The following is a 22421-nucleotide window of genomic DNA, read 5'->3' as shown; positions in this document are numbered from 1 at the left end:
CCGCTGGGTGTCAACCGCCTAGCGGGGAGCTTTACTAGCGTAAGCGTCCCGTAAAATCTGTTCCGCACTGCGGCCGGCTTCAGCCAGTTCGCGGGCGGTTTCGATGGACAATCCCTCGCCATGGCCGGCACCTATGCCTTGAAATAGCCAGCTCTGGTTGTCTGCGGCTTGAATCGAGTCCGGGCAGGACGGCAGCTTTAGCGTGTTGCGAAATATTTCGCAGGAAACGGCTTCGTCGTTGTCGGCATAGACCAGGCGCACGTATAAGGCGCCGTCCTTACGCCGCTCCCGCCGAATCTCCAAAATGTGCGCTTCGGCGAAAAGCCGCTGCAACTCTGCGATTGGGATTTGGCGTTGCCAGTGTTGTGCGCCGCCGTTGGCAAACGGCAACCACTCGCGGTTAGCGGCCAATTCATCCAATAAACCGAGTAATTTCGGGTCGGTGGTGTGTCCACGCCGGCTTGGTCTGCTTACATCCACATCCTCGCCAAGAAACACCATGCAGTGCGTGGTGTCGCAGAGCGAGCGGGATTCCGGATGGCGGTGTCCGCCCCGGCTGCCGTTCCAAACGATCACCGCTCGCAACGCCTCGCGCGCCTCTCCTGTTAATTGCTGGGCTTCGGCCGCCAGCACCGCGTCGGCGTAACTGTCGGCATCGGTTTCCAATACCCTCGCGCCGCCCGCCGCGCGCTGGTGCAATATGCCGCTTACCTGCCGTTCCGAGCGGCTGCCGCGGGCGGTCGAGGTAACATAGAAAGTGCCGCAAAGATTGAAACGCGCCGAGCCGGTTTCCAGTTCCGGACAATCGCTGTGCGCTTGCCAACTGGTCGGATCGGTTGCCGATAACAGATGCACCCGCACGGCGGCGTAGCGCGGCGGAAACCGCCGTTGCCAATCGCGCAGTAAGCCAGCTGCTTTCGCGGCAATCGCGGCGCCGCTACTGCCGGATTGGCGAAAAATCGCCAGATACACCGGATGCTCGGCCGGCCAGGCAAGCATTAAATGCCCGATCAAGGGTTGGCCGTCGCTGCTGGATACCGTGCCGGTCTTGGCTAAGGCTTGCAGCTCACGGAAAATGCGTTTGTCGGCAGGGTTGATGCCGGCCAAAGTCGAATTCGGATTGGCGCCGTTCCGCACCAGGCCTGTGAAGTAATCGGGCTGCGACAGCAGGGCGGCCCGCAGCGTCAACACCAGTTCCGGCAACGAGGCATCGAGCGCGAAACTGCCGTCGCCACCGCGTTCGCCGAGGTATGCCCGCCAATCCCGTTCGGTTACGGGTGCGTGTTGCGTCAGGCTTTGCTGTTTGATCGGGGATAACAGTAGCCGGTAACGTTCCGGCCGGAACGCGGCGCGGCGTAACAACAATTGGCCGGTATCGCTGGCCGCCAGTTCGTCGGCCAGGACTTGCGGATTGGCTTGGTTCAACGCCGCCGCATAGGGGATTTTCAACAACGAGCCGGGCGGCATTGGCGTGGCAATGTCGCCGCCGGTTTCTAAAATCCGGCCGGAAACCAGACTGGCCAAGACGTAACCGGAGCCGGCTGCACTAAAAGGCGCGCCCAATAGGCGGCTCAATGCTTCCGGAACCTGGCAGATTTCGGCAGGCCACGGGTAATCCAGCGCCAGCCGCCCCAAAATTTCCCGGTCGCGCTGGTTCAGCGGCGAATTTTGCCGAATGTGGCTGATCAGGTCTTCCAATTCGGTGGTGTTCGGCTGCGGCTCTTGCTCGCGGCCGGCCAGTTCGCCACTAAAACGCATCGCAGCCATTTCTTCGGCCCATTCCGGCAGGCGGCCGTTACAGCTGCGATAACTGGCTTCGTGAAACAGCTCGTGGCGCAGGTACGCCCGTGCGGGGAAATCGGGCTGGGTTCGGTCGCGTAAATAGATGCTGCCGGGCCGCCAAGCCCCGGCATGGCGCCCGCTGAACTCGGTGTCGGTCAATGCCGGGAACACTCTTAACGGCGCCTCCGCGCTGGGGATACGGTAGCCGAGTGCCGCCAGCTCCTGGATTGCTTGATAAGCATCGCTTTGCAGCGCCGGCTGCTGCGCCAGCGCGCCGAAAAATAAAATCGCCGCGCCGGCGTCGAAACAACAGCGGCTGCGAAAAGTTCGGTCGAGAACTCGGCGTATCGACGCGATGACCGAAACCAGCGCAGCCAAACCGGAAACCCTGCTCATCTTCGCGGCCGATCGGCGTCAGTTTCTGATCTTATAACCGGTTCTGAATGCCCACCAGACGAAGGCCAGACAGGCTAGCAAGAAGCCGAAGGTCATCCCCAGGCTCATGGCCACGTCCACATCGGCAATGCCGTAAAAGCTCCAGCGGAAACCGCTGATCAGGTAGACCACCGGATTGAAAAGGGTGACTTTCTGCCACAGCGGCGGCAACATGTTGATCGAATAAAACGCACCGCCGAGAAAGGTCAGCGGCGTCACCACCAGCATCGGCACCACTTGCAGTTTCTGAAAGCTGTCCGCCCACAGGCCGATGATGAAGCCGAACAGGCTGAAGCTGACGGCAGTCAGTAATAAAAACGCCACCATCCAGCCGGGGTGGGCAATTTGGTAAGGCACGAAGACTCGGGCGGTGCCCAGAATCAGCAGACCCAGCATCACCGATTTGGTGGCGGCCGCGCCGACGTAGCCCAGCAGCACTTCGATCCACGACACCGGTGCCGACAGCAATTCGTAGATCGTGCCGGACCATTTCGGCATGTAGATGCCGAACGAGGCGTTGGAGATGCTCTCGTTCAGCAGATTCAGCATCACCAGGCCGGGAATGATGAAGGCGCCGTAACCGACATTGTCGATCTCCCCCATCCGCGAGCCGATGGCGCGGCCGAAGACGATGAAATACAACGAAGTGGTAAGCACCGGCGCGGCGATGCTTTCTGCGAGCGTACGGAAGGTGCGGGCCATTTCGAAATGGTAGATGGCGCGGATGCCGTAAAAATTCATGGCTTAGCTCCTTTGGCTTGCTGTACCAGGCTGACGAAGATGTCTTCCAGCGAACTTTCGCTGGAGCGCAAGTCTTTGAAATCGATGCCTTGTTGGTTCAAGGCTCGTAACAATTCGGCGATACCGGTTTCCTCGGTCTGGCTGTCGAAGGTGTAAACCAAGGTTTGGCCGTCGGCGGACAAGTTCAGCGGCCAGGCATTCAGCTCTGCCGGCAATGCGGTCAACGGTTGCCGCAAGGTCAAGGCCAGTTCCTTCTTGCCCAGTTTGCGCATCAACGCGGTTTTGTCTTCGACCAAGACCAGTTCGCCTTTGTTGATCACGCCGATCCGGTCGGCCATATCCTCGGCTTCTTCGATGTAATGCGTGGTCAGAATGATGGTGGTGCCCTGCTCGCGCAGTTCGCGCACCAGCCGCCACATGTCGTGGCGCAATTCGACGTCGACGCCGGCGCTGGGTTCGTCGAGAAACAGGATTTCCGGTTCGTGAGACAAGGCTTTGGCAATCAGCAGTCGGCGTTTCATGCCGCCGGACAGCGCCATGATTTTGGCGTCGCGTTTATCCCACAGCGACAAAGCCCGCAGAATCCGCTCCAGGTAATCCGGATTCGGCGCTTTGCCGAACAAGCCGCGGCTGAAACGGACGGTAGCCCAGACCGATTCGAACGCGTCGGTATGCAATTCCTGCGGCACCAGACCGATCGCCGCCCGTGCGGCGCGGTAATCTTTGCGGATGTCATGGCCGGCGGCGACCACGGTTCCCGAGGACGGATTGACGATGCCGCAGATAATGCCGATCAGCGTGGTCTTACCGGCACCGTTCGGCCCGAGCAACGCGAAAATCTCGCCGCGCCGGATCTCCAGATCGATATTGCGCAAGGCCTGAAAACCGCCGGCGTAAGTTTTGTGTACGCCGCGCACCGAGATAATCGTTGTGCTTTGGCTTCCCGGCGTGCGGTCAGAGGTGGCGTCTGTGGTCACGATTGTGTTCCTGAATGTTGCCTGTTTGGGGGAAGTAGGATTCGCCATTCTCGTCTATTCAACCGGCCCTGAAATGCCGCAATTAAGGGTACTAACGCGGCGAAGGGCCCTTGCTGTCATACGCGGGTGGGCGTTAAATCTGGCAAAGCCCGTTTATCCTCCAGTGTGAGGAATGCTCTGGAAAATCACCTTAGACAAAACCGCAAACGCCGCATCTTCGAAGGCTTTGTCATCCATGTATCGCGTCACAATCTTGTCGTTCTCATTCATCCGTTGAATCATCAGATCTTCCAACACTTGGCGTAAACCTAGCTGAAATTTATCAAACGGATTCGCTTGCCGTAACCGAATCACCTCTGGCGAATTGGTCGCTTTTTCTCTGATTTGTTCGAAGAACAAGCGGTCTTCTTCGGTAAAGTTGGTGCCAAAGCGGTTGTTTAATATCTCGATGATTTCCGATAATGGGGCTTTTTCGTCCTTGGCTTTGCCGGTGCCGACATCGGTCGGACTTTTAACCGTGTACTCGCCTTGCTCATCCGCCAGATCAATCGCACCGGAAAACACCCGTTGCAGCCGGTAATACTGCAAATCGACTTCGTCGCCCAGCTTGACGTTGGTGTTATCCCGATCCAGCGGCAAATGCGGTAATAACAAGCGACCAAAGCTATACAGCATTTCCAGATCAGGATCGGCATAAGGCATGATCTGGCTCAAAAAAGCATACACATTGACATAGCCACTTAACTTGTCCCGAAATACAGAGCGCTGCTCTTCATCGCTTATCGCCTTGAACCGGTCCACTGCCGGTTGTAAGTGACGCTGCAAATGGGCGTGATCAGCCGGATTTTGCTTATTGGGTGATCGGTAGAAAATACGGGCAAACGCTTCCACTTCGTTCCAGTAATAAACCTGCATACTGTCCAAGTCATGCTTGACCTGTTCCAGCAAAGCCGGGTCGGAGGTTTCCTGCAAACTGGTGGCGTCGTAATAAGGTTTGAAGGAGCGGTAAATATCATCAGCTTCATTGACAAAATCCAGCACGAACGGCGCTTCCTTACCCGGCAACATGCGATTCAAGCGCGACAGGGTTTGCACAGCCTGTACGCCATCCAAACGCTTATCGACATACATCGCCATCAACTTCGGCTGATCGAAACCGGTTTGGTACTTGTTGGCGACCAGTAGCACTTGATAATCGGGCGAATTAAAACGCTCCGGCAATTGCTTTTCGTTGATCGCTTTACCGGTCACACTGTCGACGTTCATGCCCGGTTCGGTATATTCCTGCCCGGTTTCGGGATCGAGCACAGTACCGCTAAACGCGACCAAGGGCTGTACATCGTGGTAACCATGCTGCTCGATATAAGCCTGAAACGCCTGCATGTATTTGACGGCGTGCAGGCGTGAACCGGTCACCACCATCGCCTTGGCTTGGCCGCCCAAATGATGTTTAACGTGGTTGCGAAAATGTTCGACGATGATTTCGATTTTTTGCGAGATATTGGTCGGGTGCAGCACCAGGAATTTAGCCAAGGCCCGCGCTGCCTTTTTCTTTGGCAGATTCGGGTCTTCCTCCATGGCTTTGACCAATTTGAAATAGGTTTTGTAGGTCGTGTAATTCTGCAACACGTCCAGAATAAAACCTTCCTCAATGGCTTGGCGCATGCTGTACAGATGAAACGGTTCCGGTTTGCCGGTATGGCCGATACGACCGAACAGCTCCAAGGTCTTGCCCTTCGGAGTGGCGGTAAAGGCAAAAAAGCTGATGTTGGGCTGACGGCCGCGCGAAGCCATGACCTGATTCAATCGGTCTTCCCAATCCGGTTCTTCTGTTTCACCTGATTCCCGTTTACCCGAGCCATACAAGACGGTTCCTTCTCCCTCCGGGAGAAGGTTAGGATGAGGGGATATAAAACTAGACGTTGGTTGGTTGTTTCCCCTCACCCCAGCCCTCTCCCGGAGGGAGAGGGAGCTTTCTGCATCGATTTCAGAACGATCAATAGGAGACGATCTGCCCAAAATTGATTTGAGTTCTCTGGCGGTTTCACCGGTTTGCGACGAGTGCGCTTCATCGACAATCACCGCATAACGCCGCTTGCCGATTTCCTGCTCCCAGGCTTTGGCTTGCGTTTTTGCCATTTCGTCTGCTGCGTCGATGTTATCAGCGCCAGCAGCATGCAATAAACCGCGCAACACAAACGGAAACTTCTGCAAGGTAGTAATCACAATCTTGGTGCCATCAATCAGCGCCGCCGCCAACTGCTTGGAATCCTGATCAATCGCCTTCACCACGCCTTGCGCGTGTTCGATTTGATAAATGGCATCTTGTAATTGCCTGTCCAACACTTGCCGGTCGGTAATCACAATCACACAATCAAACACCTTGTGATCGTTGCCATCATGCAAGCTGGCTAAGCGATGCGACAACCAGGAAATCGAATTAGTCTTGCCGCTGCCTGCCGAATGCTGAATCAGATAATTCCGGCCGGGGCCTTCCAATTCCGCGGCAGCGACCAGTCGCCGGGTGGCATCAAGTTGATGATAACGCGGAAAAATCACCGCTTCTTTTTGCAGCAAGCGACTGCCACCCTTGCCGTCGTCGACTTTCTCTTCCTTGCGCTCAATGAAAATAAAATTACCGAGAATGTCCAGAAACTGCTCGCGTTCCAGCACGTCTTCCCAGAAATAACCGCTGCGGTAACCGGAAGGGTGTTGTGGATTGCCCGCTCCGCAGACCGTTTCGCCGGGATGGCTGCCGCGATTGAACGGCAGGAAAAAGGTCTTTTTGCCCACCAGTCGGGTAGTCATGTGGACTTCGTCCGGGTCGGCGGCGAAATGCACCAGCGCCCGCTGCTTAAACTCGAACAACGGCGCGCGCGGATTGCGGTCATTACGATACTGGTTCTCCGCATGCCGCCAGTTTTGCCCAGTCCAAGGGTTTTTCAGCTCGCAGGTCGCCACCGGCAAGCCGTTGACTGCGAACAACATGTCCAGCGTACTGTGGTCGCCCGGATGGCAAGGCACCTGCCGCGTCACCGTCAGCCGGTTTTGTTGATAGTGTGCCAGCACCTCGGTATTCAAGCCATGCGCCGGTTTGAAATAGGCCAGCCGAAAGGTCTTGCCGTAAAACTTAAAGCCGTGACGCAATACATGCAACGAGCCTTTAATCGCCAGTTCCTTAACCAACTCTTTGATCAACATGGCTGGCAGATTAGCGCCATGTTGCTCGCTCATGCTGTCCCAAAGCGGCTTTTGGGTGGCGGCGATAAAATCGAGAATTTGCGCCGGGAATAACGCCAGCGCCTTATCCCACTCTTTTACCGAACCCGCTTGCCAGCCTTTCGCTAGTAACATTTGCTCGACGTAGCTTTCGAAGGCTTTTTCGGTGGTTTGCGCCATTCAGGTGTCCTTGTTGTTTCTTAACTTAATTCCAGGCTTAGTTAAGGAAAAGTCGTTTTACTTAACTAATTGCCAATTTTTCCTGGTTGGTTACGGTGGCTTAATATCCGCTACGAAACGTGCCAGTCAAATAGCCATCAAAAAGAACTCTATAAACTGTACTTATAAATCAGTTGGTTAGCATTGGTTGTTTACTAAAATGTCTGTTTTAGTCAAATAACCATCAAATAAGAGCTAAGCCCAAAACGGCAGGTACTTGGCATGCCGCTTTCCTTGTTCTGGATCGAAAGGTTTAATCAATTCAGACAGCAGCGTTTCCTTGATGACTCGGGAAACCATCGCGCTGTTCTCAGGCTCAATGCCAAAACGCTCGCGAAGGCTGGCATTAGTCATTGGATCGCGTTGCACATAACGCAGGCAAGCATGTAAATAACAGGCGCGGATACGATCCTGACTATCCATGTGTTTGTATGCTTTGTGGGCAAAGAGTAAAACTCGCGTTGATTCTTCAGCCGTTTCGAAACTGGGAGCTGGCAATTGGTAAAGTTCGGTTTCGAACACCACTTTATCAACCCCGCTGCCGCGTTCCTCGCAAATACCGAACAATCGCATCGACGACGCCAAAGCCTCGTTCCGGGAGCGCGGCGGGCTATCCAAAAAACGTTCGGTTCTGACCAGCGGCCCGGCTCCGGTAATCGAAAAATCCTGGTGGATTAAAGCATTGGCTACCAGTTCGCGTACCGCCAAACTTGGGTACATTGGCACGTCCCGTCGCAGCGCCTTGCCGATGACTTCATTATTCGGCAATAGCGCATTGACGTAATCGATCAAACCTTCGAATCCAGACGCATAGCCTTTGCGGCCTTCCTGCTCGCGTTGCTTGGGGCTATGCCGACCTTTGCCTTGGTAAGCAATCACCCGCATCGCCTTGCGCGACAAACCGCGAAATCGGTGTAAATCCTTGGCAAACAAGATTGCGCCCAAATTGGTAATGTCCCAGCCGCCTGCGACATTCCGCGCCAACAAAGCCGCATCTTCGAGACGAGACAGTATGCCGGCTTGATCGGTCGGCAACGGTTGGTTTAACAAATCGAAGTAAGCAGGATAATCCAATAATGCCAACGCATCGGCCGCAGCCAAGTTTTCGGCGGCCTTCAACGCTTCGAAAGGCGTTTGGTCGAACACCCGCCATAACGAGCGTTCCAATTCGGGATAATCTTTCAACGGCTTTTTATAAGAACCTACCCGGATCAATTCCTTGCCGGAAAACTGCGTCGGCTTGCCGTTGGCGCGTGGAATTTCCAAAACTACAACCGCTTTGCCGTCAATGTCTACCGGCAAGAAGCGGAAATGCAGACGTGGGCTCAGCAAACGCAGCAACCAGCTTTCCAGCTCCTCACCGCCCTTGCGGGCTTTGCTTGGCGCAAAATCCGTACCGAGAATGGCGTGATCGTCATCGGCGATACCCCACAATAAATACGCATTGGCTTTGCCTTCCAGTGCCGCCGCATTGGACAACGCGGAAAGATATTCGCCTATCTCGTCAGGGTCGCTATTGTTGGCCTTGAATTCCAGCCAAGTCGTTTCATCCGGCAATTTACGCAATTCCTCGACCAGACCGCGCAAATAGTGTTGATCCCGATCCAAAGTCATGCCGTTTCCTGTTTTGCTGAATAGGCTCGCACATCGATTTTGCCGGTCACGGCGGCGGTGATCAATGCGCTACGGTATTCCTGCAAGCGGGCGATTGCGGTTTCGACTGTTTCCACCAACCGGTCGATTTTGGCGGTTTCGCGGTCGAGGTAGGTGGCGATGGCGGTTTGTTCGGTAATAGGAGGAAGTGCCAATTTGATTTTGCTAATTTGTGAGAAGTTAAGCCCTTCTCGAGCAGCCCCTGTTTGCGCATTTTCAATTTGGGCTTTAACCGAGGATGATTTCATTACCCATGCAATAAAGTAGCTATGAACCTTATTCTTTAACCGAATTATGCAAACATGCTGATTGACATTCGCTAGCGGAAATTCTGCTGGAACAATTGATGTCCTACCAATCGAAGCACCCGTAATATTCAAAAGGACATCATTAGGGAAAACGCGGGAAGCTGACATTTCAACATCAACCTCTTCGGCGATAAAAACTACATCATCCAAGAGCAAGCCCTCGTCATACACGTTTTGGCTACGCAGAAACATTACTCCGTCACTCACATAAGTTTCCGCACCTCCGGTTGGTGTTTTACCGCTACCGATTTTTGTACTGGCAAAACCCAAATTAGTTATTACCCAATCTACTGGAATTTCCCCCAACCACTCAACCCCGGAATCCTTGAATTTTTCGGGGGTGCCAGCGCCGTCCGTAGGGGCGAAAAATTTTTCGCCCCTACGCCTACCATACGCGCCGGGCGCTTCATGGACGGCGGCGTTGCCGGTGGTCAGGCCAAATTCCCGCGCGGCGTCGGCGGGCAGGCCGCGGGTGACGGTGCGGGAAATCAGTGCGCTGCGTTTTTCCTTGAGCAATTCCACCAGCTTGCGCTTTTTCGCCACCAGCGTATCAATTCGCCCGGTTTCCCGGTCCAGAAAATCGGCGATGGTGGTTTGTTCGGTTCTTGGAGGAACTGGTATCAAACCGTCTGCCAAATAACTCATTTCGATGGACTCTACCGTGGTGCCGGACTTGCACCACTGTTCCAACAACAGCTTTTGGTTACCCTCGATAAACCACCTTAGGTATTCTGCATCAAGACGCGCGCCCAATTTGAAGGCTCTCATATCCTGATTCAAAGTAACCGGTACGTCGTTTATGGCTACCGGTAACGAATGCCGGAGAATGCCGGAACGTACCACGATCAATACATGGCCGGGCGCAAGAATGCCGCTAGCGCATTGACTAGCTCCTTCTGAGGTTAGGTGATCTTGAGTATCCGTAATTCGGCCAATTTTCATATCCTTCGGTGAAACCCAAGGAATATTGCCGTCATCCCAGAATTGGTTTTCGGTTGTTAAAGGGGTGGAGCCTCCTTTCATAGATGCCAAATATCGCGCCTTTTTTACCTCCCAATCCACGGGCACCTCACCCAACCACGCTACGCCGCTGTCCTTGTATTGCGGATAAGCCGGGTATTTCATCGGCTTGCCTCCCGCAAGCCAACGTAGGATGGGCTAAATGCCAATGAAGCCCATCGTAAACGCCGGTTGATGGGCTTAACAGCCCATCCTACATGCAGCGTACCTCTTGGCGAGCGAACCCGGTAACCAATGGCCAGTATCATCGGCAGGCTGAATAGTTTGGTTTTGTAGTTCTTGCCGTCGGCGGCAGTTGTCAAGGATTCCTTGACAACTGAAGCTTCGACCAACTCACCGTCTTTAAGAATGTTCTTGATATGCAAGCTGATGTTCTGTTTGGTGGCGGCAAACAGCTCGGCAATTTCCAACTGCGTGAGCCAAACCGAGCCGTCTATGGCCTTGAGGTTGATTTTGGCTTGCCCATCGTCGGTTTGGTAAAGAATAACTTCACCCTGTCCTTGGATTGGTTGCATGTCCGTCACGCCGTCACCTCTCTTAGCAAATCAACAATCTCACCTTCCAGCGCCTTGATTTCGGCTTCGATGGTTTCCAGCTCGCGCGGTGGCTCATAGCGGTAGAAATGCCGATTCAGCGGGATTTCATAACCAATTTTGGTTTTGCTGTGGTCAATCCAGGCATCGGGCACATGCGGTAACACTTCACGCTTAAAGTATTCGTCGATGCTTTCCTTGAGCGGGACGGTTTCGGTGTCGCGCAAGTCGGCATCCGGCTCCGGGTTACCTTGCTTGTCGGTGCAGATATTTGCCGTCGCTCCCGGCATCCTGCCTCCCGCGACACTGGCACTTCCCTGTGCGGCGTCGTCACGCTCGCTCAGTGCAGCCAACACGGCTTTGAGTTCCGGGGCAGACAGGCGCACGTCATGGGCGCGGTTGATGTCGCGCAGTGTCAGCAAAAATTGTTTGCGATCTAAAAATAGTGTGTCGCCATGCTGTGCGGCAAAGGCGGCCAGTAGATCGCGGATTTGTTGTTGGCGGGCGCGGCCTGCTTCGATTTCCTGCTGGCGAACGGTTTCGTTCTTTTTACTGCTACTGGTGAGGTTAATAAATGCGGTTTGCTGTTCCAGGCGGGCGATCCGCTCGGCGCTGGCTTGAAAATTGAGCCTGAGCGGACGCTCGACAGTGATCTTGTGATAACCAAAGTCTTCGTTGTCGAACACTTTGCTAACTACAAGCTGTTTGTCTTTGCCATCGACGACAAAACGGCGCGTTTCTCCATTGGTGAAATTGGCATAAATGCGGGTAATTTCGCCGATATGGTCCGGGTCTTTGGCTTTGTCGCTAGGATCGCCGATTCGCCGGCGCTTGTTGCCCAAGGATTTTTCCATTGGGACCCAGAAATTGCGGGCGTCGATCAATTGCACTTTGCCTTTGCGCCGCAGCTCCTTGCGGTTGCTGATGATCCAGATGTACGTGGAAATGCCGGTGTTGTAGAACAGTTGTTCCGGCAAGGCGACAATGGCTTCCAGCCAGTCGTTTTCGATAATCCAGCGACGGATTTCGCTTTCGCCGCTCCCCGCATCACCGGTAAATAAAGGCGAACCGTTAAACACAATGCCGATGCGGCTGCCACCCGCCGCGACTGGGCGCATTTTGGCAATCATGTGTTGCAGAAACAGGAATGCACCATCGTTGATGCGCGGCGTACCGGCTCCAAAGCGACCGGCAAAGCCCAAGGTATCGGCTTCTTGCTGGATGGTTTTCTGTTGCTGTTTCCATTCCACACCAAACGGCGGGTTGGCCAGCATGTAATCAAACGTCCATTTGTTGCCGTCGCTGTCGCGGTCAAAACCGTCGCGGGTGAAGGTGTCGCCGAGAATGACGTTGTCGGCGTCTTCGCCTTTGATCAGCATGTCCGACTTACAGACCGCCCAAGCCTCGTCGTTAAAATCCTGGCCAAAGAGTTTTGGCTTAGCATCTGCATTGAGCTTGCGGATGTATTCCTCGGCTACCGATAGCATGCCGCCGGTGCCGCACGCCGGGTCGTAAATGGTTTTAACCACATGACTTTGCGCCAAGTCATGTTCAGGGTCCAACAATAAGTTAACCATCAATTTGATGACTTCACGCGGGGTGAAATGCTCTCCGGCTTCTTCGTTCGATTGCTCGGCACCGATACGGATGAGTTCTTCGAAGACATAACCCATCTGGACGTTATCGACCCGTTGCGGAGACAGGTCGATAGCGGCAAAGGCCTTGACCACTTCGAACAGGATGTTCTTTTCCGCCATGTGGGCGATTTGCTCGCTGAATTTGAACTTCTCCATGATGGCGCGCACATTCGGCGAAAAACCGTTGATGTAGCTATTTAGATTGGGCGCCAGATTGTTTGGATCGTTGAGCAGGGAATGATCGGCGTCTTTATCGAACTGCATCCGCGATAGGTTGTAGAAGCGGTGGCCGGTTAGCGATTGCAATCTAGCCTGGATGACGCGCTCGGGCTTGCCTTGTAGCTTTTGGGATTCGACAAATACGACATCCTTGCTGGGCGCCAGCAGGCAATCGAAGCGCCGCAATACAGTCAGCGGCAGAATCACTTTGCGGTATTCGTTGCGCTTGTAAGGGCCGCGCAGCAGGTTGCAAATGCTCCAAATAAAATTGGCCAGTTGGCTATGGGTTTCGCCGTTCATTTTTGTTAATCCGTGATCGATTGGCGGATGCCGTTGGCCTTGAAACCGATTCGACAATCCTTGCGTTTTCCGCCGCAAGCGCTTACGCAGGCCGAAGCCGGCAAAATAGGCTATTGAACGGGTATTGGCAAATCAAATGGTGCCGGCAATAGGAATCGAACCTACGACCTTCGCGTTACGAGTGCGAGTCTGTCAAAAGCTCACAACAAGTAACGACAAATAATAACAATATTATTCAATAGGTTGTGAATCTGTTTTTGTCGTGTCTTTTTGTCATTTTTGCCTAATTTTTGCCAGCTAGTGCCCCGTGAGTGTCCCACGGTGTATACTTAACCCGCAAACAAAACGGGCCTGGAAGTGCTACCAACACAACCAAGCCCTGACCGATTTACTTAACAAGCAGGGTTAAGCAATGGCTACCGCAAATTATAGCGCCATTGCCCCCAAGGGGTTTATATGGCGACCATCGAAACACGCACCACTGACACCGGCGAAAAATCCTATCGGGTTAAAGTCCGGCTGAAAGGTTACCCGGTGCAATCCGCCACCTTTGGCCGGCTGACCGATGCCAAGAAATGGGCAGCCGCTACAGAATCGGCAATCCGTGAAGGCCGACACTTCAAAACCAACGAAGCGAAAAAGCATACTTTTGCCGATGCCATAGACCGCTACAGCGCCGACATTCTGCCAACTCGGTTCAACAGTATCGAACAACGAAACCGGCGCCCCATGCTGGAATGGTGGAAAGCCCAAATAGGCCATTGCGTGATGGCCGACTTGACCACTGCCACCTTTGCCCAAGCCCGCGATAGCTTGGCTAAATCGGGGCGCAAGGGGAAGCCATTATCCGCGGCCACCATCAACAAATATTTTGTTGTCGCCAAGGATATTCTGAAACGCTGCGTCAATGAATGGCATTGGCTCGAACAATCACCGCTTAGAGATGGCCGGGTAGAGTTGCCGGAATTACCGCGCGGTATTGTCCGCTTTTTGGACGACGGCGAACTATCCCGGCTCACAGCGGCATGCAAAGAGTCGCCTAACGATTTGCTTTATCCGGCTTTTGTGCTGGCTATCTCTACGGGTATGCGGCAATCGGAGACCATGAACCTGTATTGGCGTGAACCTGAAAACCCACCCACCGAAACCGCGTGGGGCGTGGTCAATTTATCCGAGCCCTGCATCATCCTGCATGCAACCAAAAACGGCGACCGTCGCCGCGTACCTTTAACCAGTCTTGCGCTGGCAGAGTTGCAAAAACTAGCCAAGGTCAGGCGCTTGGATACCGTCCTGGTTTTCCCATCACCAACGCACCCACACAAACCAATCGAGCTCAAGAAAGCTTGGCTAAATGCCTTGCAACGGGCCGAGGTCAATAATTTCCGCTGGCATGATTTAAGACATTGCACCGCCTCATATTTGGCGATGGGCGGCGCTTCAATGGTCGACATTGCCGCCGTGCTCGGTCATCGCACCTTGGATATGGTTAAGCGCTATGCCCATCTATCAGACGGCCACATTACCAACGTGGTCGAACGCATGAATACACGACTATTCGGGAGCGTGTGATGAATTTTGTGTTTGCTGGATATGCTGGGCCACTGCCGCCCGAAAAGGTGGAAAAGTTTCCTCATAGTTTGACAGAAACACGATTGACGTTTTACCTAAAACTCGAAACATGGACGCCAGAGCAAGCGGCTTATTTGGTAAACGGTATTGTTCCCCTAACGCTCGATAATCCAATTTATAAGGACGCCGGAAAAGTTATGAATCTGGCGGGTAGAGTTGTAAATTCCGACTATTTGCTATCTTGGGCAAATATACTGTTGGTACGGTGGCACGCACAGGCAAACCCGCCAGCCAAAATACGCCCGATTGAATTTATTGCATGGTGTAAATCTCAGGGCGTAGATACAGGTTGGATTACGAACGCTGAAGAATGGGCAGAATACGAAGCTGCACAGAAATTACGCCCCCAAGCTGGGCCCAAAGCCGAAGCGGCTGGCGGGGTTAGCCTAGAGAACGATATTGAAATATCACGTCTTTTGTCTTCACCTCTCAAGAAGGATGATTGGTTTCATGTGATTGACGACACGACAAGGGAATTATTTATCGAGCTGTCGAAAATGCCAAACGAGATTCAAGTATGGGGGCGAATGGTTACCAATCCGCCGAAAGGTTATGAAGTAACAACCGGCCAGGACAGAGGCGAGAGTTGTTTGAGTATGCCGGGTGTCAACAGCTTATCTAGGAGTGCATTTACAAAAAGATGGAAAAATTACACCCAACGCGCCAATAAGGCCTGATAACGGATTTTAAGCCCCGCCATCGTTTCGACACCTGTTCAAACAGAACAATTACCCCAAGCCGCAAACGGCAAGACCAAGCGGCGATTCACTAAATCTGAATTCAAGGGGCAATTTATGACCGCTAAAGCAGCACAAACCGCAAGCCGTTTAATTCCGGTCCCCGAATGGAATAAACACCATTCATGGCCGCCTCAGGGCGGATTGAGGCATTTAATCTTCAACGAAAAAACTAACGGCTTTGCGAGCGCGTTTAAGCGGGTTGGCCGTCGGGTTTTGATTGACGAGACCGAGTTTTTTGCTTGCGTCGACCGGCAAAACCAAGGCGGCTGAAAATGAAAACGCCGCCAACATTTCCCAAGGTCAACACACTGACAGCACGCGCTCCTTTATCCCTGCTAGACGGCAGGTGCATCGTTCACAACGCATTTCAATCCGAAACTGGAAGTTATCGGCTAGCGGTATTCATCGAATCGCTACGCAATCGGCATAAGTGGCCGATTGAAACCGAGGAAATTACCGCGCCGGCCGGCGACTCTAAAACCGGTCGGATCGCAAGCTATGCCCAATACTACTTCGAGCCGGCGAATTTATCCGAGCTGAAAATACAATTCGGCGAACGCTTGAACGGCTTTATTGTTTCGGTTCGGCAGTTTGAGGGAAAACGATGATAGTAACGACGTTCCCCACTGTGCGCGCCACAGAAGCAAAAGCCGAAAATATCACCTGGCTGGATTTGGTCGATCGCTGCCAAAATCCGCCGACATACCCCAGCAAAACCGACTGCCAGCTTATAAAACTCGCGACGTTTGGCGAACAACGTACGCCGCGCGGATCGTTGCGGCATGACGGTAACGTATTGTCGGTGGCCGGCATTGAGGCGGATTACGATGCAGGCGAACTCTCACCAGAAACGGCCGCGGCGTTGCTACAGCTGGCCGGCATTCGATCGGTAATCTACACCAGCCCAAGCCACACGCCGAATGCGCCACGTTGGCGCGTTATGGCGCCGTTGAGCCGCGATTACGCACCGCACGAGCGGCGAGAGTTCGTCGGACGGCTCAACGGTGCGCTGGGTGGCGTTCTGGCACGTGAGTCGTTCACCCTCAGCCAGACGTTCTACATCGGGCGCGTTCTCGGTGCGCCGTATGAAACGCACGTTATAGACGGCACGCCGGTAGACTTGTGCAATATCGCGCCGATATTTCCCGCTGCGGCGCCGACCAGGATGCACGACGCGGATGCTGTTGCGGACCTATCTGAAATCGAGTCGGCGTTACGGTTCATTCCGGCCGACGATTATCACGAATGGATCGCCGTTGGCCAGGCGCTATCGCAACTCGGCGAGGACGGGTTTCGGCTGTGGTCGGAATGGTCGGCGCGGTCGGACAAACACGATCCAGGCAGCGACCTGTGGCGGTGGGAAACGTTCAGCGCCGAGCGGACCGGGTTTCAGGCTATATTCGCCAAAGCGCAGCGCAACGGCTGGGAAAATCCGAAAGCGCGAAAGCCGGTTGATTTGTCCAACCTGTTTAATCCTCATACAGGTTTGCAAAATTATCAAATCGGCCTAGACGTTCGAGACGGTACCGAGAACACGCACCCTTTGACCGAGGTGGGCAACGCTTGGCGCTTGGCCGATGCTTATGGGGATCGACTTCTTTATGTGCATGATGCAAAGGCATGGTTGCATTGGCTCGATGGCGCATGGACCTGGGATATCGATGAAGCCGGCGTTCGATCAGTGGCCGCTCGATTGTCAGGACAGATTTACAGCGAAGGCCGCAAACACTTGCACGGATGCGATGTGTTTGCAAAGTGGGCACGGGAATCGCAAAAAGCCCGGACGATAGTTGCGTGTGTATCCTTATTGAAGGACGTTGAGCATTTGCGCATATCGACGGCGCAGATAGACGCCAATCCATTTCTTGCCGGGATGGATAACGGCAGGCAGTTAATCGACCTGAAAACAGGCATGGTTAGGCCGACGATGCAAAAGGACGCGATAACGAAAGCACTAAACGTGCCGGAGATGGGTGTTTCAGATAAGGCGAACCGCTGGATAACATTTCTAAATCAAATTTTCGGAAATGATGCGGAGTTGATTGATTGGCTGCAGCGCTGGTGTGGCTATCTGCTAACCGGTTCGACCAAGGAACAATTTTTTGTGTTCTGTTTCGGGCTGGGCGCCAATGGTAAAAGCGTTTTCGCCGATACCATTCGCTATATTTTGGGCGACTATGCTCGCGCCATTGCTCCGGAGTCTTTGACCGAAACAAAAAGGCAAGCCGGCTCCGCAACACCTGAAATTGCCGATCTGATTGGCGCTCGGCTGGCGCTCAGTGCTGAAACCGAGGACGGAGCCCGCTTAGCGGAGTCGTTGGTTAAAAGTTTGGTTGGCGGCGACACCATGACCGCTCGAAAACTTTATTCGGCGCCGATTCAATTTACTCCGCAATTTAAATTGATGATGCTGGGAAACCATAAGCCAGTCATTCGCGGAACGGATTACGGCTTATGGCGGCGTATCCGATTGATTCCTTTCCTGCGCACGTTTAAGGAATCCGAGCGCGACCCGGAGTTATCTGAAAAACTTAGAGCCGAGGCGCCTCACATTCTCGCGTGGATGGTTGAAGGCTGTTTGAAATGGGACGCACAAGGCCTTAAGGACACACCGGAAACAATACGCATGGCAACCGCCGACTATCGAGACGAGCAGGATATTATCGGCCAATGGATTGAAGAACGATGCTCATGCGGATCGCCTACGGAAACAGCAGGAAACGAGCTGTTTGAAAGTTACAAATCCTGGTGCGCGTCGAATGGTTTGAATGCAAGCAATGCTAAAACCTTTGGTCGAAGACTATCTGAACGGGGTTTTGACCGGCGGCGCTCCAACGGCAGAACTATATGGATCGGAATTAAACCCGATACCAGCAAGTTTTTTTTGCCTGCAGTGCATTAGCAGGCTGGTGAAAAACTCACGAATATTTCCCCTTACCCAGGGTTGCCGTGATTTTTTTTGCGTTGAAATTGACCATGAAGCCAAGTTTCTACGGATTTACCGGCGTTTCAAGGACTTTTTATCCACCTGACGCCGTCCTTGAACGGCCTTCAGGCGCACTTCGCCCTAGGTGGGCGTAGCCCACGCCGGTTTCGGCGTGAATACCAGTAAGTTCAGCAGCCGTGTCAGGTTGTACGCGGCAAAGCAAAATAAGGCTTGGCCTGCCACTTTGGCTAAACCAATGTGGCGGGTTTTGCGCAGGCCACCGACAGTCTTGATCCAGCCGAAGGCTTCTTCGACGATTTTGCGGCGCTTGAGGCTTTGGGCATAGCCTTTGCCGCGAGCGGTGCGGCCATCGACGGCACTGCCGGTCTTTTTACGGGCCACATGGGCTTTGATGTCTTGCGCATTGAGTTGGTTGACGAACGCCGGTTGGTCGTAGCCTTTGTCGGCACCGACGCTGCCGCCTTTGGGCACGCGGCGTTTGATCATTTTTTGGGCGGCTTCGATTTCGGCGGTGCCGGTGGCTTGGGTGGTTTCGACATCGACAATCAGGCCATTGCGGTTCTCGGACAAGGCATGCGTGATGTAGCGCAGTTTGGCTTCGGTGTATTCACCTTTCTTGTAGAGCCGCGCTTCCGGGTCTGTCGTGCTTTGGTGGGTGGCGTTGCTGCGCTTTTCGCCGCTGAAGTCGACCTCGGGATTGCGGCCGGCGGGCTTATCCGGACCGCTACCGTCTTTTTTTACGAAGCTTTTGTGCGAGGCCCAGGCTTCGATCAGGCTGCCATCGACACTGAAGTGTTCGTCGGACACCAGGTTTTGCCATTCGGCTATGGCCAGCACTCGGGTGAAAAATTCGCGGCTGAGGGATTCGGACAATAGGCGCTCGCGGTTGGCGCTAAAGACGCTGCGCTCCCAAACGGCGTCATCAATACCCAGCCCCACAAACCAGCGAAACAGCAGGTTGTAGTCCAGTTGTTCCATCAACTGTCGCTCACTGCGAACGGTATAGAGCACTTGCAACAGCAAGGCCCGCAAGAGTTTCTCAGGGGCAATCGACGGGCGACCGGTATGCGAGTAACGTTCGGCGAAAACCGAGTCCATCGAGGCTAAGACGCCATCGACCAATAGCCGTAAGCGACGCAACGGATGCTGTTTGGGTATGCGGTCTTCCAGGCTGACATAGCTGAACCAGCTGTGTTGGATGGCATCGTGTCCGCGCATTGGGGCATCTCCAAATTTAGGTAGCCTATTTTAACCGGTACCAGCCGTTATCGGTCTTGAATTGCTTGGCTTTGGGAGTTTTTCACCAGCCTGTTAGGTGGTACGACCGGCTTAGTGGCAGGACTGATCGGTTTGCGTTTTGCCGGTTTTGTCATTGCGGGCGGTGCAATTCTAGGGCTCATTATGGCTGGTGCCACCATCGGGTCGTTGGCCGGTGGTTTGTCTGGAATGAGTACAGGTAATTCAAAATTAAAACAATTCGAGATGGCTATTGAACAAGGCCAGTTTCTAATATTGGTGGATGTTCCTAAAACCAGGATAGAAAGCATCAAGCAATCGATAACGAAACATCATCCAGAAGCAGAGTTTGATGGGATTGAACCGATTTTGCCGACAAGCTTCGTCTGATGAAAGAGGTAAAATGTGTGTGGAAAGTTTGGAGAGAGGGTGTCCTGAATTTTGTGTAAACGGGGTTAATTAACGGGGCAGCATCCGGTCTTCAAACTGAATGCTAAACCGATTTAAAGCCGCTTTCCAGTCATGCAAGGGCATAGTCCATTTTTTACTGATATTCATCAGAGCCAGATAGAACAGTTTCGATAATGCCTCATCGCTGGGAAACGAACCACGATTCTTGGTGATTTTCCGTAGACTCATGTTCACTGACTCGATGGCATTGGTGGTGTAGATGATGCGGCGTATCTCCGGCGGATATTCGAAGAATGGAATGACGCGACTCCAGTTGCGCCGCCATATCTGGGCAATCGAAGGATAATCGCCATTCCATTGCGCTTCGAACTCGGCCAGTTGTTGCTCGGCTTCTGAAACGGTGGCCGATTGATAAATGCGCTTGAGGTCAGCAGCAATCTGTTTGCGCATTTTCCAACCGACGTAGTTCAGGCTGTTGCGTACCAGATGAACGATGCAAAGCTGGACGGCGGCTTGCGGATAAACAGTTTCGATAGCTTCGGGAAACCCTTTCAGTCCGTCGACGCAGGCGATGAAAATATCCTGCACGCCGCGATTCTTGAGTTCCGTGACCACCTGCAACCAGAACTTGGCACCTTCGGTTTGGGCGATCCATAGCCCCAGGACTTCCTTCTCGCCATTCAGGTTAATGCCAATCGCCAGATAGACAGCTTTGACCCTCACGGCGCCGGTATCACGGACTTTGACGTGGATGCAGTCGAGATAGACGATGGGATAAATCGGTTCCAGCGGGCGGGATTGCCAGGCCTTGACTTCATCCGCTACCGCATCGGTCACCGATGAAATCAAGGAAGCCGATACCTCGGCACCATATAGCTCTTCCAGATGACTCTGGATTTCCCGCACCGTCAGGCCACGGGCATAGAGCGAGATGATCTTGTCGTCGAAGCCTGTCCAGCGCGTTTGATGTTTGGCGACGATTTGCGGCTCGAAGCTGCCATGCCGGTCTCGCGGAATCTCGATCGGCAATTCACCGAAGTCGCCTTTGAGGTTTTTCCGACTCTTGCCATTACGTGCATTGCCGCTGGGATTAGTGACGGGCTCATGCTTGGCGTGACCCAGATGTTCGGTCAGTTCGGCTTCCAATGCGCGCTCAACCAAAGCTTTGGTTAATTGCTTCAGCAGGCCGTTTTCGCCTATCAGGTCTTCAGGTTTTTGATAGCCTGATAGCAAGCTATCGAGCAGTTCAGTCGGGATGGTTTTTGCTACGGTCATTTTTTCTCCTTTAAGGACTGGCAGTTTCCTGCCTAATGGCCGTTTACACAAAAATTCTTACACCCTCTATCGCTTACGAGCAGTCAATATTTTGGTAATTCAATAATGTTTCTTTTATGCCGGATAGAATACAAATCATTTTCCTGATTCGAACCAGTTCTTCTTCTGTGTCCCGAACAAGTTGTGCAAACCATTCCGGCTCAGACATAATTATTTTTTCTAAAATTGTATAAGTATTAATGTTTCTCGGCTTTTTGAAACGTTTTTTTTCAAATACCCTTTTTCCAACAAATTTGGCCTCAAACCACTCTATGCTAATCGAGTTGCTGCGATTGTTTTTTATCCTAAGTCCAAGCGAAATTGACGGATATTCTAAGGCGACGCTCTTTCGATTGTTGCTCCAATAATAAGTCACGTAATATTCTGCCTCTTTATGAAGAATTGCTCTCTGATTGATAATCCATTTATTAACTTCATTACATGATTGCCTGTCACTTTGATTCAATGGCATGCATATATTTTCAGAACCTTGCCCCCTCTCTTTTAAGATCGACTGGGTTATATCATCATTACCATAAGAAGAGGTTGACTCATATCTAACAATATGAGCAATAATTTTTAGCAAATAATGCTGCAGCTTTCTGATGCGCTCGATTTTATTTTCCGTCTCATTCGCCAAGCTCTTTAACTCTATGGGTGCTTCGACCAAATAATCATCTATATAATAAATACGAAATCGATTACTTTGTAGATTGAATTTTCTCGTTTGAACGAATTTGTTTTGTTCCCACTTACCGATACCCCATGTAACAGCGAATCTATCGTTTGTCATTGGCTCTAGCTTAATACCCAATGGATAACGATCGACGCCCACAATTGTTCTAACCAAACCAGAATAGTTGTCCGTATATTGTTCGATGATTAAACTGGCCTGTTCACGCAACTGGTCAAGCTGCTTGAATATCCACGCGCATACTTCGGGCGGAGTTTTATAATGATGGTATGCAACCGTCCCGGTCAAGTTACAGGATCCCGTCTCGACCATGGCCTCACCTTCCTTGCCTGAGTTGAAAACTGCCATGCTAGCGTATTTGAAAATCTAAACCCGTTGGCAAAGTGCATTTCAGATGCATTTAGCCA

The 22421-nt window shown here is 52.8% G+C and carries 17 protein-coding genes; 6 read left to right on the top strand and 11 right to left on the bottom strand.

The window, feature by feature from the left end; translation table 11 throughout:
- Nucleotides 1–18: 18 nt before the first annotated feature.
- The 8 genes from C2U68_RS08035 to C2U68_RS07995 form a co-directional block, all read right to left on the bottom strand.
- Complete coding sequence (locus tag C2U68_RS08035) at nucleotides 19–2178, bottom strand: hypothetical protein (RefSeq protein ID WP_260839263.1); 2160 nt, start codon at nucleotides 2176–2178, stop codon at nucleotides 19–21.
- A gap of 18 nt (nucleotides 2179–2196) precedes the next feature.
- On the bottom strand, nucleotides 2197–2958 hold the full coding sequence (locus C2U68_RS08030) for an ABC transporter permease (RefSeq protein WP_140911951.1): 762 nt from the start codon (nucleotides 2956–2958) through the stop codon (nucleotides 2197–2199).
- The gene (locus C2U68_RS08025; protein ID WP_260839262.1) at nucleotides 2955–3935 is read right to left on the bottom strand and encodes an ABC transporter ATP-binding protein; all 981 of its coding nucleotides are present in this window, start codon (nucleotides 3933–3935) and stop codon (nucleotides 2955–2957) included. Before C2U68_RS08025 ends, C2U68_RS08030 begins: the two co-directional genes overlap by 4 nt.
- A gap of 153 nt (nucleotides 3936–4088) precedes the next feature.
- Nucleotides 4089–7334 carry a type I restriction endonuclease subunit R gene (locus tag C2U68_RS21560; protein ID WP_260839261.1) on the bottom strand — a complete coding sequence of 1082 codons (3246 nt, stop codon included), beginning with the start codon at nucleotides 7332–7334 and terminating at the stop codon, nucleotides 4089–4091.
- 234 nt (nucleotides 7335–7568) lie between these two features.
- Complete coding sequence (locus C2U68_RS08010; RefSeq protein ID WP_140911949.1) at nucleotides 7569–8987, bottom strand: RNA-binding domain-containing protein; 1419 nt, start codon at nucleotides 8985–8987, stop codon at nucleotides 7569–7571.
- Entirely contained in the window at nucleotides 8984–10459 is a 1476-nt protein-coding gene (locus C2U68_RS08005) for a restriction endonuclease subunit S (RefSeq protein ID WP_140911948.1), read from the bottom strand. The genes C2U68_RS08010 and C2U68_RS08005 overlap by 4 nt, the downstream gene beginning before the upstream one ends.
- On the bottom strand, nucleotides 10456–10869 hold the full coding sequence (rhuM, locus tag C2U68_RS08000) for a RhuM family protein (RefSeq protein ID WP_140912017.1): 414 nt from the start codon (nucleotides 10867–10869) through the stop codon (nucleotides 10456–10458). Before rhuM ends, C2U68_RS08005 begins: the two co-directional genes overlap by 4 nt.
- Nucleotides 10870–10874: 5 nt before the next feature.
- A complete protein-coding gene (locus C2U68_RS07995) occupies nucleotides 10875–13043 on the bottom strand; it encodes a class I SAM-dependent DNA methyltransferase (protein WP_140911947.1) in 2169 nt (722 codons plus the stop codon).
- Between the two features lie 456 nt (nucleotides 13044–13499).
- Here C2U68_RS07995 and C2U68_RS07985 point away from each other — a divergent pair, with 456 nt between their 5' ends.
- From C2U68_RS07985 to C2U68_RS07965, 5 genes are all read left to right on the top strand, one after another.
- Entirely contained in the window at nucleotides 13500–14612 is a 1113-nt protein-coding gene (locus C2U68_RS07985) for a tyrosine-type recombinase/integrase (protein WP_140911946.1), read from the top strand.
- The gene (locus tag C2U68_RS07980) at nucleotides 14612–15349 is read left to right on the top strand and encodes a hypothetical protein (RefSeq protein ID WP_140911945.1); all 738 of its coding nucleotides are present in this window, start codon (nucleotides 14612–14614) and stop codon (nucleotides 15347–15349) included. The genes C2U68_RS07985 and C2U68_RS07980 overlap by 1 nt, the downstream gene beginning before the upstream one ends.
- A 117-nt stretch (nucleotides 15350–15466) precedes the next feature.
- Nucleotides 15467–15682, top strand: coding sequence for a hypothetical protein (locus C2U68_RS07975; RefSeq protein WP_140911944.1), 216 nt, complete (start codon nucleotides 15467–15469; stop codon nucleotides 15680–15682).
- Between the two features lie 2 nt (nucleotides 15683–15684).
- On the top strand, nucleotides 15685–16020 hold the full coding sequence (locus C2U68_RS07970; protein ID WP_140911943.1) for a hypothetical protein: 336 nt from the start codon (nucleotides 15685–15687) through the stop codon (nucleotides 16018–16020).
- Nucleotides 16017–18314: a phage/plasmid primase, P4 family gene (locus C2U68_RS07965; RefSeq protein ID WP_140911942.1), complete on the top strand. Its 2298-nt coding sequence runs from the start codon at nucleotides 16017–16019 to the stop codon at nucleotides 18312–18314. The genes C2U68_RS07970 and C2U68_RS07965 overlap by 4 nt, the downstream gene beginning before the upstream one ends.
- 165 nt (nucleotides 18315–18479) lie before the next feature.
- Here C2U68_RS07965 and C2U68_RS07960 read toward each other — a convergent pair whose 3' ends face one another.
- Nucleotides 18480–19577: an IS5 family transposase gene (locus C2U68_RS07960; protein WP_140911941.1), complete on the bottom strand. Its 1098-nt coding sequence runs from the start codon at nucleotides 19575–19577 to the stop codon at nucleotides 18480–18482.
- Nucleotides 19578–19691: 114 nt separating this feature from the next.
- Between C2U68_RS07960 and C2U68_RS07955 the strand changes: the two genes are divergently transcribed.
- Nucleotides 19692–19985, top strand: coding sequence for a hypothetical protein (locus tag C2U68_RS07955; RefSeq protein WP_186289541.1), 294 nt, complete (start codon nucleotides 19692–19694; stop codon nucleotides 19983–19985).
- A 69-nt stretch (nucleotides 19986–20054) separates the two neighbouring features.
- Here C2U68_RS07955 and C2U68_RS07950 read toward each other — a convergent pair whose 3' ends face one another.
- Both C2U68_RS07950 and mobI read right to left on the bottom strand, forming a co-directional pair.
- The gene (locus tag C2U68_RS07950; RefSeq protein WP_140911940.1) at nucleotides 20055–21281 is read right to left on the bottom strand and encodes an IS256 family transposase; all 1227 of its coding nucleotides are present in this window, start codon (nucleotides 21279–21281) and stop codon (nucleotides 20055–20057) included.
- 73 nt (nucleotides 21282–21354) lie between these two features.
- On the bottom strand, nucleotides 21355–22362 hold the full coding sequence (gene mobI / locus C2U68_RS07945; protein WP_140911939.1) for a conjugative transfer protein MobI(A/C): 1008 nt from the start codon (nucleotides 22360–22362) through the stop codon (nucleotides 21355–21357).
- Nucleotides 22363–22421: the final 59 nt, after the last annotated feature.

Source organism: Methylomonas koyamae (assembly GCF_006483455.1).
Lineage (GTDB): Bacteria > Pseudomonadota > Gammaproteobacteria > Methylococcales > Methylomonadaceae > Methylomonas > Methylomonas koyamae_B.
The sequence above is the reverse complement of the archived record's forward strand: the minus strand, read 5'-3'. Positions and strand labels throughout refer to the sequence as shown.

Bases quoted from the DNA above. Each gene is read 5' to 3' on its own strand.
- C2U68_RS07965 (WP_140911942.1), top strand. From the start codon at position 16,017: ATGATAGTAACGACGTTCCCCACTGTGCGCGCCACAGAAGCAAAAGCC.
- C2U68_RS07975 (WP_140911944.1), top strand. From the start codon at position 15,467: ATGACCGCTAAAGCAGCACAAACCGCAAGCCGTTTAATTCCGGTCCCC.
- C2U68_RS07960 (WP_140911941.1), bottom strand. From the start codon at position 19,577: ATGCGCGGACACGATGCCATCCAACACAGCTGGTTCAGCTATGTCAGC.
- mobI (WP_140911939.1), bottom strand. From the start codon at position 22,362: ATGGCAGTTTTCAACTCAGGCAAGGAAGGTGAGGCCATGGTCGAGACG.
- C2U68_RS21560 (WP_260839261.1), bottom strand. From the start codon at position 7,334: ATGGCGCAAACCACCGAAAAAGCCTTCGAAAGCTACGTCGAGCAAATG.
- rhuM (WP_140912017.1), bottom strand. From the start codon at position 10,869: ATGCAACCAATCCAAGGACAGGGTGAAGTTATTCTTTACCAAACCGAC.
- C2U68_RS07970 (WP_140911943.1), top strand. From the start codon at position 15,685: ATGAAAACGCCGCCAACATTTCCCAAGGTCAACACACTGACAGCACGC.
- C2U68_RS07995 (WP_140911947.1), bottom strand. From the start codon at position 13,043: ATGAACGGCGAAACCCATAGCCAACTGGCCAATTTTATTTGGAGCATT.
- C2U68_RS08035 (WP_260839263.1), bottom strand. From the start codon at position 2,178: ATGAGCAGGGTTTCCGGTTTGGCTGCGCTGGTTTCGGTCATCGCGTCG.
- C2U68_RS08005 (WP_140911948.1), bottom strand. From the start codon at position 10,459: ATGAAATACCCGGCTTATCCGCAATACAAGGACAGCGGCGTAGCGTGG.
- C2U68_RS08030 (WP_140911951.1), bottom strand. From the start codon at position 2,958: ATGAATTTTTACGGCATCCGCGCCATCTACCATTTCGAAATGGCCCGC.
- C2U68_RS07950 (WP_140911940.1), bottom strand. From the start codon at position 21,281: ATGACCGTAGCAAAAACCATCCCGACTGAACTGCTCGATAGCTTGCTA.
- C2U68_RS07980 (WP_140911945.1), top strand. From the start codon at position 14,612: ATGAATTTTGTGTTTGCTGGATATGCTGGGCCACTGCCGCCCGAAAAG.
- C2U68_RS08010 (WP_140911949.1), bottom strand. From the start codon at position 8,987: ATGACTTTGGATCGGGATCAACACTATTTGCGCGGTCTGGTCGAGGAA.
- C2U68_RS07985 (WP_140911946.1), top strand. From the start codon at position 13,500: ATGGCGACCATCGAAACACGCACCACTGACACCGGCGAAAAATCCTAT.